Origin of the sequence: Mycobacterium sp. 155, assembly GCF_000373905.1 — a bacterium.
Classification (GTDB): domain Bacteria; phylum Actinomycetota; class Actinomycetes; order Mycobacteriales; family Mycobacteriaceae; genus Mycobacterium.
Genome location: NZ_KB892705.1, coordinates 1,392,274 through 1,407,583 on the forward strand (window position 1 = coordinate 1,392,274; position 15,310 = coordinate 1,407,583).

Genomic DNA, 15,310 nt, shown 5'->3' on the forward strand with positions numbered 1-15,310 from the left:
CCTTGCCGCCAGGTGTGAACGTGGCTGTGCCAAACATGCCGACAGTTCGCCAACGACTCCACGTTCGGCAGGGAAATCAGTAGGTCTCGAACGCCGGTAAGGTGTTCCAACTCGGCCATGTCGTTTCCCAAACACAGCTGATCTTGCCGTCGGTGAAGGCGGCGATCAACACCACCTCGATACGAGTAGGGCTTTCGCCTGGACGGCTGGTCGTGATCCATACCCGGCCTGCGACCTTGTCGGCCGTCTCCACCCAGGCCTGTTCGTCGTATTCCACGGAGTAGCGGATCGGCGTGGCGTAGACGGTCCTGTGGCTTGCGGCGAACGCATCGAAGTCTTGTGTGACGCCGTTGGAGAACATCACGAATGTCGGATGGTAGAAGCGTTCGATGGCTGTGGGGTCTTTGTTCTCCACCATCTGCTCGAACATCTGCCGCAGTACAGCCACGCTCATGGTTCGCCAGTGTTCATCTGCGCGCGGCCCACAGTCAAGGAGGGCCGCCATTTGGCCACCCTCCTTGATCGCGGACTGGTGCGCCGACTACCCGCTGTGGTGTCCGCCTTGCGGACCGGGAGCGGCCTTGCATGGCCTTGTCGGCCACCAGTTCGCCCGGCCGACGAGCGCCGCGACGGCCGGGACGGTGATCGTGCGCACCACGAACGTGTCGATCAACAGGCCCGTGCCGATGATGAAACCTATCTGCACCATGGTGGAAACGCTGCCGACCATCAGGCCGAACATCGAAGCCGCGAAGATGATTCCGGCCGAGGTGATGACACCGCCTGTGGAACGGATGGCACGGATGATCCCGGAGCGGATGCCGTTACGTGACTCTTCCCGTATGCGGCTGATCAACAGCAGGTTGTAATCCGCACCGACCGCGACCAACACGATGAACGCCATCGCCGGCACATTCCAGTAGAGCTGCTGGTGACAGATGAACTGGAAGAACGCGACTCCCAGACCCAACGCTGACAGGTACGAGATCACCACCGAAGCAATGAGATACAACGGTGCGACGATCGCACGGAGCAGCGCGACCAGGATCAGGAAGACGACGGCCAGCGTCAGGACGATGATCAGTCGCAAGTCATGGTTGTAGTTGCTGCGAATTGCGCTGTACATCGGAGTGGTCCCGACCATCGATATCGTCGCATCGGACAGTGTCGTGTTCGGCTGCGCGGCTCGTGCCGTGTCCAGGATCGTCCGGCCCTGATCCATCGCGGCGGTGCTGAAAGGGTCGAGCTTCGTCTCGACGAGGTAGCGCGCGGAGTGCCCGTCGGGTGAGATGAACAGCTGCGCAGCGTTCTTGAAATCGTTGGTCGTCAATATCTGCGGCGGAACGTACATACCGGCCATCGACGGCTGTGCTGCGTCGTGTTTGATCGACAGCAGCAGATTGGCCGCCTGATTCATTCCCAAGCCCATCTTCTTGGTCTGATCGACCAGGGTCTGGACGCCGTTCGCGAGTTGGTTGCTCCCGTCGGCCAGCGCATTGGCGCCCTGCTCCATTTGCACGATCTTCCGTTGCGCGGCTGCTGGGTCGGTGATCCCGACAGACCGCAATCTGGCGTTCGTGGATTGCATGAGCGTGCTCAACCCCTGGACTGTCGTCAGCACCTGCTGTGCCGACGCGTCGGGTTGACCGACGTCGCCGGCAGCCAGTTGTTGTAGCTTCGCACGGCCGTCGCTGCACGCGGGGTCGGCGTCGCACTGCGGGCTGCTGTTCAACGCGTTCAGTACTGGAGTGGCATCGTTGACAAGACTGTTGGCCGCTGTCTGGTTGCTTCCCACGTTGTTCGCATAGGTGCGAATGGTGTTCAACAGTTGCGTCGTGTGAGCATTCGTGAGCAGCTGCTGCACTTGACTGAGCGTCGTGGTCATCGCTGTCATGGACTGTCCGGCCTGATCGACCTGGTCACGAACGCTGCCAAGGGTGTTCGCCAGTTTGTGAGCGCCGCCGGCAAGGGTATCGAGATCGCTTGTCTTGCTGCTGATCTGCGACGACGCATCCTGAAGTTTGGAACCGACTTCACCGGCTTGATAACTGACCTTGGTTTGGTCGAGCGGCTTGCCCGTCGGCCGGGTGACACCCCGCACCGCCGCGATGTTGGGCAGCTGAACGACGCGCTGCGCCATCTGCTCCATATCGGCCAAGGTTTGAGGGGTCCGCAGGTCACGAGGCGACTGGATGTAGATGTACTCCGGCAGTAGAGCGCTCGTGGAGAAGTGCGCAGCCATCGCGGAGAATCCCTGATTGCTCTCCGCCGATGCCGGCAGCTGCATACGGTCGTTGTACGTCGGGTGCATGTAGAGCGCGCACGCGCCAAGCGCGATCAAAACTGTCAGGCTCACCACGAGGTGCGCCTTGGGGCGTCGGACGATGTGGATCGCCGAGCGCTGCCACAGTCGGCCGGTAAGAGGCGGCCGTGGTGCGATCCAGCCTCGCCGGCCGGTCAGCACGAGAACAGCGGGCAACATCGTGACAGCCGCGACGAACGCCACTGCGATCGAAATTGCCAGCGCCGGCCCCACACTCGTGAATGCGGGCAGACGGGTGAAGATCATGCCGAGAAACGTGACGGCCACCGTGGCAGCCGATGCGCCGATCACCTTGCCGATCGAGACAAGCGCGCGCTGCACAGCCCGATCGGAATCCATACCGGAGCGGATATATTCGTGATAGCGACTGATCAGGAAGACGGCGTAGTCCGTGCCGGCACCCGCGATCATCGCCGTCATCAACACAATCGTGAAAGACGAGACACTCAGCCCGATCTGTGTCAGTGCAGACACCAGACCTTGCGCCGCGGCAATCGATATCCCGATGGTGATCAGTGGCAGCAGCACAGTGACGGGCCGCCGGTAGATCACCAGCAGGATGAGCAGTACCAGCAATGCCGTGGCGATCTCGATCAGGTGCATGTCGTGGGCGGTCACGATCGACATGTCTCCGACGATGGCGGCCTGTCCAGTGACATGTGCTGTGAGTCCCGAGCCGGCGGTGGCTTTTTGGACGATCTGCGTGATCTCTTGGTAAGCCTGTGAAGATTGCGGCGAGCCGGGTGGTGCCTTGAGGGTGACCGCCAGGTAGAACGCCTTGTTGTCGCCGCTGACCATCAACTGGCGCAACGCGGGCGTGCTGATCATGTCCTCCACGCCGGACACGGCGTCGGTGCTTTCGCGCAACTTGTCGGCCAGCGTGCGGTAGGTGTCGTTGTCAGCGGGTTTCAGACCATGCTCGTCAGTGAGTATGACCACCAGGATGTTCTGGTTCGACTCGTGAAAATCCTTCGCCATCTGTTGGGTGGCTGCCATTGCCTGCGGCGGTAGCGGTTGCATGGTCTGGCGTTCAACAACCTTCGCCAGCGGGGTGACGGTCATCGACAACACGACGATCAGGGCGATCCAGGCGGCGATGACGAGCCAGGGTGCACGTACGACGATGCGACCCAACAGGGCGAAACCGTCGAAGCACTTCGCGGTCCTGGTGGTACTGGTCTGTTCTAACACGGTGAATTCCTCACGGTCGCTCGCGAATTGCCGCGCGCGCCAACGTGATACTTGCGCGCATGAGACGAAGTTACGGAGCCGTTCGCGAGGTGTCGCGCTTGTCGGCGATAGTCGGCGATACCTCCGATTACCGCGCTTTTTCGCATTGTGCTCGCTGGTTTCCCCAGCCCGTGGTGGCGGTGAGCGAGAAGTCGCTCAGAGCACTCGAAAGATCCCGCCACAGGTCGTCAAGAGTATTGGGACAGTTCGGCTGATACCCGAACACAGAGATGAAGACCCTTCCGTGCACTCTTCCGGAGAGCAACCCCAGCAGACCACCGGTGCGACCCAACGTCGCCTCGGTGATCCCGGGGTAGAAGGTCCGCATGGCGAAGTATTCCGCGTCAGTGCCGTCCGGCCGGTTGGCATTCGGGTTGAGTGCCCCCAGATTGGACGCCCCGCTGGTCGTTGCGCCGCCCAGGGCCACACCCGTCATCGCCCTGATGAGCCACCGCGGCAACAGCGGAGTCAGGGGCAGCAGCGCCCACCGCTCGTCGGGGATCTCGTGGCGGCGGATCAGGGCTTGCTTGATCGCGGCCCGGATCGCACGCAGATCCGTCGCAGCGGTCGCCGGGTCAACCGTGACCTCGACAGCCGTGATTGCATTGGCGCGGGTGTCGTCGTCGGCGCGTTCGTTGACCGGTAGTGCCAAAGTGACGAAGCCGTCTGCGGTGACGCGTCCCGCCCGCTCCGCGAGCCGGGCCGCCACACCCGCGAGCAGCGCGTTGCTGCTCGCTCCGAGTGACTGTGCGCACGCATCCCATTCGTCGGCATCGATGAAGATCGTTGCTTTCGGGGCGTCGACGCGTTCGTGGCACCGGACGAAGGGCGAACGCGGCGCGCTGGGTGTCGGGCTGTCAGACCCCCGTCGGGCGGCAAATCGTCCCGCGGCGAGGACGGCTCGTCCCATGGCGGGCAGATCGCGTGCGGTTTGGCGGGTGTCCTTGCGCAGGGCCCGCCACCGCCCGCGTGACCCGGCGGCAGGCCAGGCGATCGAGTCGCTACGGCCGGCGGCCGCAGCCGTCAACACCTCGCACAACCCGACACCATCGGTCAGGCAGTGAGACGTCACGAGGCTCACGCCGGTGCCGCCGTCGGTGAATGGCAGTGCGGCGAGGTGCCATCCGGGTCCGTGTTCGGCATCCAGGGGCGTGTTGGCTTGCTCGGTCAGCCAGTCGTCGAATTCTGCGCGCGGCCGCGGTGTCGCGACGATTTCCAGCTTGGGCTGGTCACTGGGTGTCACCCAGCGGTGCCGGCCGAACGGCAGTGGGGAGCGTTCGATGCGCCGCGACAGCCGCCCGCGCTGAAGATGGTGATGAAACCGGCGTAGCCCGTCGACGTCGACGGCGCGGTCATACACCCAGACGCACTGCAGCAGATTGGTCGCTCCGGTCGCTCGCTCGCCCAGAAACGCGGTCTGGTCGACGAGATCGAGGACGTTGCTCATCGTTCGGCTCCCATCGTGATCGCTTCCGAGCTCGTGGTAGCGGTGAGTGAGAAGTCGCTGAGGGCGTGTGAAAGGTTCCGCCACAGAGCATCATTCGAGTTCGAACGGCCCGGTTGATAGGCCAGTACCGAAACAAAGACCTGTCCTGGCGTTCTTCCCGACAGCAACACCAGCAATCCACCCAGTCGATGCATGGTTGCCTTGGTCACGCCTGGGCCGAGAGGTTTCATGACAAAAGAGTCGGCATCGGTGCCGTCGGGTCGGTAGGCGGCGGAGTTGACCACACCGAGGTTCGATGAGACGACGCTTGCCGCGCCGTTGGCAGAGACGCCCACGCAGCGCCTGACCAGCCACTGCGGCAACAGCGGAACCAGCGGCAACAATCCCCACCGCTCGTTGGTCACCTCGTCGGCGCAGATCAGCGCGTGCTTGGTTGCGTTGCGGATCGCGCGCAGGTCGGTGGTCGCGGTCGTCGGGTCGACGGTGATGTCGACGTTGGTGATGGCGTTGGCGCGGGTATCACCGGGGGTGCGCTCGTTGACGGGGATGGTCACGGCGACCGCACCGTCGGTGGTGACGCGTGCCGCTCCGTGGGCGAGGCGGGCGGCGAACGCCGCGAGCAGCGTATTGCTGGTTCCCCCGAGTGCGTGGGCCCGCGCGTCCCATTCGTCGGCGTCGACGAAGATCGTTGCCGTTGGGAGCGTGATGGGTTTGTCTCCACGCGCGGGCACGGCCCGCGACGCCGGGGCCTCAGCGTCGCCGCCGCGGCCGCGCCGGCTGAATTGTGCTGCGGCGATGATGGCTCTGCCGATGGCAGGGAGGTCGCGTGCGGTTTGGCGGGTGTCCTCGCGTAGGGCCCGCCACCGCCCGCGTGACCGGGCGGCAGGCCAAGTGATCGGGTCGTGCTGGCCGGCGGTGGCGGCCGCCAATGCTTCGCAGAGTCCGACGCCGTCGGTGAGGCAGTGAGACGTCACGAGGCTCACGCCGGTGCCGCCGTCGGTGAATGGCAGTGCGGCGAGGTGCCATCCGGGTCCGTGTTCGGCATCCAGGGGCGTGTTGGCTTGCTCGGTCAGCCAGGCGTCGAATTCTGCGCGCGGCCGCGGTGTCGCGACGATTTCCAGCTTGGGCTGGTCACTGGGTGTCACCCAGCGGTGCCGGCCGAACGGCAAGGGTGAGCGTTCGATGCGCCGCGACAGCCGCCCGCGCCGAAGGTGATGATGGAACCGGCGTAGCCCGTCGATGTCGATGGCGCGGTCATACACCCAGACGCACTGCAGCAGGTTGGTCGCTCCGGTCGCTCGCTCGCCGACGAACACCGTCTGGTCGAACAGGTCGAGGACGTTGTTCATTTTCCTGCTCCCACCGTGATCGCTTCCCGGCCCGTGGTGGCGGTGAGCGAGAATTCATCGAGAACGTGTGAAAGGTGCTGCCACAGATCGTTATTTGAGTCGATACGACCGGGTAGATGTGCCAGCACGGAGACGAAGACCCGGTGATGCACTCTGCCCGAGAGCAAGGCCAGCACTCCGCTGGTGCGATGCATGATCGAGTTGGTCATCCCCGGGTACAGCGACTTCATCGCGAAGTAGTCGGCGTCGGTGCCATCAGGGCGGTTGAGGGCCGGGGGAGCCGCCCCAAGATTGGATGAGACGACGTTGGACGCACCGCCGGTGGCCACACCCACCAACCGCCTCGTGAGCCCCGCAGACAGCAGGGGGACCAGCGGTAGCAGTGCCCACCGCTCGTCGGGCTCTGCCTCGGCACGGATCAGTGCGTGCTTGGTTGCGTTGCGGATCGCGCGCAGGTCGGTAGTCGCTCGCGTTGGGTCGACGGTGATATCGACGTTGGTGATGGCGTTGGCCCGGGTATCACCGGCGGTACGTTCGTTCACCGGTATCGACGGAGTGACCGAGCCGTCCGCGGTGACCCGCCCCACGCGCCGGGCCAGCCGGGCCGCCAGACCCGCGAGCAGAGTGTTGGCGGTTCCCCCGAGTGCGTGAGCGCGGGCGTCCCATTCCTCGATATCGACGAAAATCGTTGCTGTGGACAGAGTGACATGTTCGTCGGTTCCGGTGAACCGCGTGACCGGCGCGCCATCGCCGCTGCGGTGCTGTCGGACGAACTGGGCGGCTTCCAGGAGGGCTCGGCCGATGGCAGGCAGGTCACGTGCGGTTTGACTGGCGTCGTCGCGGACGGCCCGCCACCACCGGCGTGACCCGGCAGCCGGCCAGCTGATCTTGTCGGTGCAGCCAGAACTCGCGGCTGCCAACACCTCGCAGAGCCCGACGCCGTCGATGAGACAGTGGGAGCTGACTAGGCTCACCCCGGTGCCGCCGTCGGTGAACGGCAGCACCGCGAGGTGCCATCCGGGTCCGTGTTCGGCATCTAGCAGGGTGTTGGCCTGCTGATCGAGCCACGCGTCGAGCTCGCCCCGCGAGCGCGGCGTCGCCACGATCTCCAACGCGGGCCGATCGTTGTGGGCAACCCAGCGGTGCCGGCCGAACGGCAGCGGTGAGCGTTCGATACGGCGAGACAACAGGCCCTGCTGGAGATGACGATGGAACCGGCGCAGCCCGTCGACATCGATGGCGCGGTCATATACCCAGACGCACTGCAACACGCTGGTGACTCCGGCCGCCCGCTCGAAGCTGAAGTACGTCTGGTCGTACAGATCGAGTACGTTGCTCATTTCCCTTGGGTCCCTTCGCTTGTCGTACACATCCGAGTGAGACCGAAGTTACGGCTTCGCCGGTGCCGTGTCGCGCTTGTCAGCGATAGCCGGGATTAGCACCGATTTCCGCGGTTTCGCACGTTGTGCTCAACCAGCCCACGGTGCCGGCGAGGGAGAAGTCGCCTAGTGCCTTCGAAAGAGTCTCCTGCAATTCGTCATTCGTGTTGGAGCGGCCCGGCTGGTACGCAAGGACCGAAACGAAGACCTGCCCCCGCGTTGCACCCGAGTGCACCACCAGCACCCCGCCGAGCTGATCCATCAGCGTCCTCGTCACGCCCGGGTAGCGCGACAACAGGGCAATGCGCTCGGCGTCGGTGCCGTCCGGCTGGTTGACGGCTGCGGGGGCTTCGCCGAGGTTGGATGAGACGACGACGTTGTTCGCGCCGCCGGTGGCCACGCCGATCATTCGCTTGGTGAGCCGTTCCGGCAACAGCGGAACCAGCGGCAGCAGTTCTTTCCGTTCGTCGGGTGACTCCCGGTGCCGAATCAGAGCTTGCTTGGTTGCGGCCCGGATGTCGCGGAGGTCCGTTGCGGCGGGTGCAGGGTCGACCGTGATGTCGACCATCGCGACCGCGTTGGCGCGAGTGTCGTCAGCGGTGCGCTCGTTGACGGGCATGGCCACGGTGACCGAGCCGTCTGCGGCCACTCGTCCCATTCTCTCCGCGAGACGGCTCGCCAGCCCCGCGAGCAACGTGTTGCTGCTCCCGCCGAGCGACTTCGCGCGGGCGTCCCACTCGCCGGCATCGAGAAACACCGTTGCGGTTGGCAGAGAGACGATCTCGTCGGTACCGGCGACCGCAGGGCGGGGCCGAGCGGCTGGTTCGGTATTGCGACGATTCTGCCGAGCGATTCGCGCGGCGGTCACGGCGGCCCGGCGAATACCGGGGATGTCACGCAAGGTCTGGCGGACATCCTCGTGCAACGCCTGCCACCGCCGGCGGGATCCGGCAGCGGGCCAGTCAATCGCGTTGTCGTACCCGCACGCTGCCTCCACGATCGCGATGCACCCTCCGATGCCGTCGGTGAGGCAATGCGTGAGGACAAGGCTCACGCCGGTGCCGCCGTCGGTGAATGGCAGTGCGGCGAGGTGCCATCCGGGTCCGCGTTCGGCATCCAGTGGCGTGTTGGCCTGCTCGGTCAGCCAGGCGTCGAATTCTGCGCGCGGCCGTGGCGTCGCCACGACTTCCAGCTCGGGCTGGTCACTGGGTGTCACCCAGCGGTGCCGGCCGACCGGCAAGGGTGAGCGTTCGATGCGCCGCGACAGCCGCCCGTGCTGAAGATGGTGATGAAACCGGCGTAGCCCGTCGACGTCGACGGGGCGGTCATACACCCAGACGCACTGCCCGACACCGGCTGCCTGCCCGAGGCGAAAGAAGGTCTGGTCGACCAGATCGATCACGTTGCTCATTTTTCGACACTCTCTTTCCTGTCAAGCGAGAATTCCTTCAGCGCACGCGAAACATGGTTCTGCAGTTGATGATCCGAGTTGGCGTGATCCGGCTGGTACGCCACGACCGAGACAAACACCCGTCCCTGCGCTCTGCCCGAGAGCAGCGACAGCAGGCCACCGAGCTGGCGCATCGTCGCGGTGGTCATGCCGGAGCTACGCGACATCATCGCGAAGGAATCGGCGTCCGTGCCGTCTGGCCGGTTCGCGGCCGGATCGACTGCACCGACGTTGGACGCGCCCACGCTGGAGGCACTGTTGGTGGCTGCGCCGACCCATCGCTTGCCGAGCCGCTCAGGCACCAGAACAACAAGGGGCAGTAGTGTCCACCGTGCATCGGGTTCTTCCCGGGAGCGGATCAGCGCTTGCTTGATCGCGGCCCGGATCGCACGCAGGTCGGTTGTCGCCGGTGTCGGGTCGACCGGGATGTCGACATTCGTGATGGCGTTGGCGCGGTTGTCGCCGGCTGTGCGCTCGTTGATCGGCATCGTCAAGGTGACCGACCCGTCTGGGGCCACTCGTCCCAGTTCCTGGGCGAGGCGGGCCGCAAATGCTGCCAGGAGTGTGTTGCTGGTCCCGCCGAGTGAACATGCGCGGGCGTCCCACTCGTCGGCGTCGACGAAGATCATTGCCGTTGGGAGCGCGATGACTTCATCAATTTCGGTGGCTCGCGGTGATGTGGTCGTGGAAAACGTGCCATTGCCGTCGCGCCGGACAAATCGTGCTGCGGCGCCGATTGCGCGACCGACGGCGGGCATGTCGCGTACGGTTTGGCGAGCATCTTCGCGCAGGGCCTGCCAGCGGTGTCGCGACTGCGCAGCCGGCCAATCGATGGCGTTGTCGTCACCGGATGCCGCGGCTGCAACGGCTTCGGTGAGACCGACGCCGTCGGTGAGGCAATGTGACGCCACCAGGCTCACGCCGGTTCCGCCGTCGGTGAACGGCAACGCCGCAAGATGCCATCCGGGCCCGCGCTCGGCATCCAGCGCAGTGTCGGCCTGCTCGGCCAGCCAAGTGTGGAACTCCTCACGCGGCCGCGGTGATTCGACGATTTCCAGCTCGTCGTAGTCGGCGGAGGAAACCCAGCGGTGCCGTCCGAAAGGTAAGGGGGACAGCTCGACCCGGCGTGCCAACCGCCCGTGCCGAAGATGGCGATGGAACCGGCGCAGCCCGTCTACGTCGATCGGTCGGTCATAGGTCCAGACACATTGAATCAGGTTGGTGACACCGGCTGCCCGCTCCACACGGAAGATGGTCTGGTCGACCAGATCGAGGACGTTGTTCATGATCGTGATGCCCTTTGCTTGTCAGCTGCTCGCGGTGCACACAGCGCACCGCTCACTCGAATTCGCGTGATGGGCAAGCTGTTCGATCCAGTCCGCGGTGGTCTGTGCGACGTGGGCGAAGACCTGGCACAACATCGCGATATACCTGTGCACCGATTTTCGCGCGACCGCGTTGTCCGGGTACGAGACCGTCACCGTGGTCTTGGTGGTGTGCCGGTTGATCCACATGTTGATTTCGCCGTTGTTCAGGTTGTCGCCGTAGGTTCCGAAGTTGGTCTCGTCGAATAGCGAGGACACCGGGATCTTCCGAAAATCTATATAGGACACCATCATCGATGGCCGCACGGGGGGCTCGATCTCGCTCCCGGCTGCCGCCGCAAGTTCCAGCACTCGGTCGAGTGGCACGTCTGCGAGGTGTTTGGCGCCGTCGAAGGACCGCTGTGCAGCGCGCGCCGCCGCGGGAAATGACCCGTCGCTCGTCGGTACGGTGACCGGAAACAAACTCGCGAACCAGCCGACGGTCATTGCATCGACGCTCGGCGTCCGCGTGTCGTAAGGGGTGAAACCGTGATAGGTCTCGGTTCCGGCCAATTCCCGCTCGGCGAGCGCGGCGCACGCCAGGACACCGCCGACGAAACGCGCGCCCGCGGCACAGCATGCGGTGTCGAACGACTCGGTGGCCACATCGTCCAGCAGGTCGACGGTGACGAATCGGCCTACGTTATCGCCGGGCTTGTCGCCAAGCGGCAACGGGAAACTCGGCCAGGCGCCATTCGCGTCCCGCGCGAACTCGATCCAATCCCTGGCCTCGGGAGACGACATGGTCAAGCCGGCGAGCAAGTCATGCTGCCGACGGGCGAAATCGCGGTAGCTGCTGACAGGCGCAAGCGCGGACTGCGCATCCTCGATCCCGGTGGTGATCAGGTGGTGGTACATCAAGTGGATGTCGAAGAAGATCACGCCGGCAGAGATACCGTCGATGTGCAGATGGTCGATACTGGCGTAGAACGTGAAGTAGCCGGTGTGCTGGACGATACCGAATGTGAAGCAATCCCATTGAAGTGTTTCGGGCGTTGCCGCCAACGCGTGGTTGCGAACTTCCTCGGCAGTCATGTACCCGAATTCCACTGGAGCGAAATCGATCACCCTGGGATCCGCGATGGTCCGCCGCACGAATGCACCGTTGTCGAACTCGAACCAATCGTGGTAGGCGTCGTGCCGACGGACGTGTGCGTTGATCGCGGCCGTCATCGCCGGAATGTCACAGACACCAGGAATATCCCAGCCCACGACCATCAGGCGGGGGAGCTGCTTGCCTGAGGTCTTGCCGATGTACGCCTTCCGAAGGTGCTGTGCCCGCTGATAGGTCGGCGGCAGGGTGCTACGTTTCGCAGCGTGCGCCGCAGCGCGTGCGCCGTGTGACGCCATCCACGTGGTCACCGGACCATCCGAAGGCTGCCATCCGCTGATGTTGCCCAATGCGACCATTCCTGGCTCCTTGCCGTTCGGTTTTCGTCAACGCGATACGACAGAAATTAGGGTGGTACGGGCGCTGTGGCGCGCTTGTGTGCACTAGTCGCGAAGTAAGCGATTCACCCTGTTCTGCGCATTGTCGTCACCGCTTCCGGTCGGCCCCGGTCGATGAGCAGAACGCGGACAAGCCCAATGAATGCGGGCTTTTGCGGGTTGCATGCACAAACGCCCGAGTGGCACGGTGACGTTCGTAGCTTCTGTGTCGAACGTTCGCTCAGGGTGGTTTGATCCGCATGGTGATCGTTCCCGCCGCGCCGATCACAGTCGTGATCGGCGCGGCGATGGGTCAGTCTGTAGCAGCAGCGCCGGCACCGACGACGGTCTTGGCCCTTGAGTTTGCGACGATAGATCCCAGGATTTCTCCACTGCGCACTGCGATGTTGGACAGCAGCGAGGATGTCAGCCCATGGGTGTGCTCGGTATTGCCCTGGATGTACAGGTTGCCGGCGGTGGCCGGCACTGTTGACAGCCGGTAATCGCGCGACACCGCCGGCTGCCCGTCCTGGAGCACCACGTCCGTATACAGTTCGCCGAGAATGCGGTCGAGGCGGGCCGGCAGAAATCCCGTGGCGTAAATGACGGCATCGCATTCGATCTCGTCGACCGATTCCGTGGGGTGATGCAGGATTTGCACCGTCACACCGTTTTCGTGCTCGTCGGCGCGCTGCACGCTTGACGCGCCACGCAGGAACAGCCGTCGGTGACCGGCCACCCGCTCGGCATACTCGCGGGCGTAGAGCTCCTCGATGAGCACCAAATCGACAGCCGAGTAGTTCGTCGAGCGGTGGTAGTCGATGAGCTTGCGACGCACACCTGGTTGCGCGACGTAGAAATCGTCTACCGCGTCCGCGTCGAACACCCGGTTGGCAAACGGGCTGTCATCGGCCGGGCTGAAACCATACTTGGCGAAGACCCCGTGTACTTCGATGTCCGGGGATAGCGAGTGCAAATACGCACACACCTCGGCTGCGCTCTGCCCCGCCCCGACAACGACGTAACGGTTGTGTAGGTTCTCCGGCATCACCTCGAGGTCCTGGAGCAGTCCGTGATTATGGATCTGGCGAATGCTGCGGCGGATTCCCGACGGTAGTTGCGGCTCGAGCCCTCCGGCAATCACCACATTGCGAGCCCGTAGTACGCCCTCGTGTCTGCCGGTAACCATGACGTCAAAGGCCCCGTCGGCATCACGCAGTCCGACCACCCGTGAACCGTAGCGAACTGTCGTATCCACTTTGTCTGCGGCCCAGGTCAAATAGTCGTGGAACTCCAGGCGGGTGGGGAAGAACGTCTTGTAGTTGATGAATTCGGCGAGCCGACCCCGCTCGGTGAGGTAATTCAAGAAAGTGAACCCGCTCTGCGGGTTACGCTGGGTGACGAGATCTTTCAGGAACGAGATCTGCATGGTAGTGCCAGGGATCAACATACCGGTGTGCCAACCGAATTCCGGCTTCGCCTCGACAAACTCAGCACGGATCGGCCGTTCGGTGGGATGGCTGTCGTTGTATTCGCGGATGGCGATCGCCAGAGCCAGGTTGGACGGGCCGAAGCCTACGCCGAGGACATCGAGTACCTCGTCGGGGCCGTTGTTTCCGTGTCCATTGTTCCCGTTGTGCGGGAGAGTTCCGTTGGCCGACATCACACCCGACCCACCAGCTGGCCCATCGACCCCGGCACCGGTTCAGCCGGGTCGGAACCCAGCGCGACGATCCGGTTGTCGGCGTCCACGTGCACAACTCTGGGCTGATGTCCGGCGCGTTCGTCCTCGTCGAGCTGTAGGAACGACATGATGATCACCAGGTTCGATGGCGAGATCAAGTGTGCTGCAGCACCATTGATACCGATGACACCCGATCCGCGTGCTCCGGTAATGGCATAGGTGACCAATCGGGCGCCACTGGTGATGTCGACGACATGCACCTGTTCGCCCTCGATGATGTCAGCGGCTTCCATGAGATTCGCGTCAATCGTGATGGATCCAACGTAGTGCAGATCCGCCTGCGTCACCGTTGCCCGGTGAATCTTGCTTCCAAGCACTTGTCGCTGCATTGCCTACCCCATTCTTCTTGCAATCAGAAAGACACGGCTGTACCGCAACGCAGCTCAGTAAGTGCCTAGCGAAGGCTAACCTAAATCACAGGATCTGCAAGCGCTAGCATCTGCTGGCGGATAGATGTTGCCTCACGCCAAAGTGCTTGCGGCACTTTCGCTCGCACGACTTTTGCCGGATTTGGACCGGGTGGAAACCGCGCATGAGTAAGGGCAGCCTAAACTAAGATTTGCCAGGATCGTCACAGGGAAAGGGAGTTCGCGAATGAAGTTTCAAAAAGGAGCGTGGCGCCGGCTGATGATGCCGATCGTCGCCGCTGCCGTCGTCGCCGGATTGGTGTCCGCCTGCGGAGGCGAATCCACGTCGACGGCAACCGATACCACGGCCACGATCAGCCATAAGTTCGGCGAGACAAAGGTTCCGGCTAACCCCAGCCGGGTCGTCACCGTGGGCTGGACCGATCAGGATTTCGTCCTCCCGCTCGGGGTGGTACCTGTCAGCAGTCGTGAATTTGCGCAAAATTACAACGATTTGCCGTGGGTTCAGAAGGCAACCGATGGTAAGGGCGTACCGACATGGGGTGCCGACTCGATCGACTTCGAGGCCATCGCGGCGCAGAAGCCCGATCTGATCCTGGCGATTTACGAGACCATAGATCGGCAAACCTACGATCGGCTGTCGCAGATCGCTCCAACAGTCATCCAATCGTCGGACTATGCCGACGAGGAAACCCCCTGGAACGTCCAATTGCTAACCACCGGCAAGGCGCTCGGAAAGGAAGCCGAGGCAAAGGCACTGGTGGATCAGGTACAAGGACGCATCGATGAGGCTCGCACGAAGAACCCGGAATTCGATGGCAAGACCCTGGTGGTCGATTTCGGTCCGGCTGACGGCGGACACTACCTATTGGGCGCCAAAGACCCCCGCCGTTCGTTGTTCACCGCGCTGGGTTTCAACACCCAGGACGTGGTGGGTGACGTCAGTGAGGAGAAGCTGGGACTGCTCGACCGCGACGTGCTGTTCGTCAACGGTGCCACGAAGCAGGAACTCCTCAAATCGCCGGCATTCGCTCGCCTGAGCGTGGTGAGCCAGGATCGTACGCTCTATACCAATTTCGACTCCAAGCTCAGCGATGCACTGACCTACAGCGGTCCTGACTCGCTGCTCTACGCGCTCGATGTGGTGACGCCGCAGTTGGCCAACGCCCTCAACGGCCGGCCGGTCGCCGATCTGGCCAACGCCTGAGCCGACAACAGCATTCGAAGC

Annotated in this window: 11 protein-coding genes; 1 reads left to right on the forward strand and 10 read right to left on the reverse strand. The window is 63.6% G+C overall.

The features are described from left to right. Positions 1-76: 76 nt before the first annotated feature. The 10 genes from B133_RS0106490 to panD all read right to left on the reverse strand — a co-directional run bounded on the left by B133_RS0106490 (position 77) and on the right by panD (position 14,043). Complete coding sequence (locus B133_RS0106490) at positions 77-454, reverse strand: nuclear transport factor 2 family protein (RefSeq protein WP_018599915.1); 378 nt, start codon at positions 452-454, stop codon at positions 77-79. An 87-nt stretch (positions 455-541) separates the two neighbouring features. After that, positions 542-3,514 (reverse strand): RND family transporter, encoded by a 2,973-nt coding sequence (locus B133_RS0106495; RefSeq protein WP_018599916.1) that lies wholly within the window; start codon positions 3,512-3,514, stop codon positions 542-544. A gap of 127 nt (positions 3,515-3,641) precedes the next feature. Further along, a complete protein-coding gene (locus B133_RS0106500; protein ID WP_018599917.1) occupies positions 3,642-5,000 on the reverse strand; it encodes a hypothetical protein in 1,359 nt (452 codons plus the stop codon). Beyond that, positions 4,997-6,349: a hypothetical protein gene (locus B133_RS0106505; protein WP_018599918.1), complete on the reverse strand. Its 1,353-nt coding sequence runs from the start codon at positions 6,347-6,349 to the stop codon at positions 4,997-4,999. Before B133_RS0106505 ends, B133_RS0106500 begins: the two co-directional genes overlap by 4 nt. Then, positions 6,346-7,689, reverse strand: a complete 1,344-nt coding sequence (locus B133_RS0106510) for a hypothetical protein (protein ID WP_018599919.1) — start codon at positions 7,687-7,689, stop codon at positions 6,346-6,348. The genes B133_RS0106505 and B133_RS0106510 overlap by 4 nt, the downstream gene beginning before the upstream one ends. Before the next feature lie 79 nt (positions 7,690-7,768). Beyond that, a complete protein-coding gene (locus B133_RS0106515; protein WP_018599920.1) occupies positions 7,769-9,139 on the reverse strand; it encodes a hypothetical protein in 1,371 nt (456 codons plus the stop codon). Further along, positions 9,136-10,464 (reverse strand): hypothetical protein, encoded by a 1,329-nt coding sequence (locus B133_RS0106520; protein WP_018599921.1) that lies wholly within the window; start codon positions 10,462-10,464, stop codon positions 9,136-9,138. Before B133_RS0106520 ends, B133_RS0106515 begins: the two co-directional genes overlap by 4 nt. A 21-nt stretch (positions 10,465-10,485) precedes the next feature. Next, positions 10,486-11,952, reverse strand: a complete 1,467-nt coding sequence (locus B133_RS0106525; protein ID WP_018599922.1) for a condensation domain-containing protein — start codon at positions 11,950-11,952, stop codon at positions 10,486-10,488. Positions 11,953-12,283: 331 nt separating this feature from the next. Next, positions 12,284-13,633, reverse strand: a complete 1,350-nt coding sequence (locus B133_RS0106530) for a lysine N(6)-hydroxylase/L-ornithine N(5)-oxygenase family protein (protein WP_018599923.1) — start codon at positions 13,631-13,633, stop codon at positions 12,284-12,286. Further along, on the reverse strand, positions 13,633-14,043 hold the full coding sequence (gene panD / locus B133_RS0106535; RefSeq protein WP_018599924.1) for an aspartate 1-decarboxylase: 411 nt from the start codon (positions 14,041-14,043) through the stop codon (positions 13,633-13,635). Before panD ends, B133_RS0106530 begins: the two co-directional genes overlap by 1 nt. A 265-nt stretch (positions 14,044-14,308) precedes the next feature. Between panD and B133_RS0106540 the strand changes: the two genes are divergently transcribed. Further along, positions 14,309-15,289 (forward strand): ABC transporter substrate-binding protein, encoded by a 981-nt coding sequence (locus tag B133_RS0106540; RefSeq protein ID WP_018599925.1) that lies wholly within the window; start codon positions 14,309-14,311, stop codon positions 15,287-15,289. The last annotated feature ends 21 nt before the right edge of the window (positions 15,290-15,310 follow it).

What these genes read in the sequence shown, in the direction of transcription:
- B133_RS0106515 (WP_018599920.1), bottom strand. Translation starts at nt 9,139, where the DNA reads ATGAGCAACGTGATCGATCTGGTCGACCAGACCTTCTTTCGCCTCGGG.
- B133_RS0106525 (WP_018599922.1), bottom strand. Translation starts at nt 11,952, where the DNA reads ATGGTCGCATTGGGCAACATCAGCGGATGGCAGCCTTCGGATGGTCCG.
- B133_RS0106540 (WP_018599925.1), top strand. Translation starts at nt 14,309, where the DNA reads ATGAAGTTTCAAAAAGGAGCGTGGCGCCGGCTGATGATGCCGATCGTC.
- B133_RS0106500 (WP_018599917.1), bottom strand. Translation starts at nt 5,000, where the DNA reads ATGAGCAACGTCCTCGATCTCGTCGACCAGACCGCGTTTCTGGGCGAG.
- B133_RS0106520 (WP_018599921.1), bottom strand. Translation starts at nt 10,464, where the DNA reads ATGAACAACGTCCTCGATCTGGTCGACCAGACCATCTTCCGTGTGGAG.
- B133_RS0106530 (WP_018599923.1), bottom strand. Translation starts at nt 13,633, where the DNA reads ATGTCGGCCAACGGAACTCTCCCGCACAACGGGAACAATGGACACGGA.
- B133_RS0106510 (WP_018599919.1), bottom strand. Translation starts at nt 7,689, where the DNA reads ATGAGCAACGTACTCGATCTGTACGACCAGACGTACTTCAGCTTCGAG.
- B133_RS0106490 (WP_018599915.1), bottom strand. Translation starts at nt 454, where the DNA reads ATGAGCGTGGCTGTACTGCGGCAGATGTTCGAGCAGATGGTGGAGAAC.
- B133_RS0106505 (WP_018599918.1), bottom strand. Translation starts at nt 6,349, where the DNA reads ATGAACAACGTCCTCGACCTGTTCGACCAGACGGTGTTCGTCGGCGAG.
- panD (WP_018599924.1), bottom strand. Translation starts at nt 14,043, where the DNA reads ATGCAGCGACAAGTGCTTGGAAGCAAGATTCACCGGGCAACGGTGACG.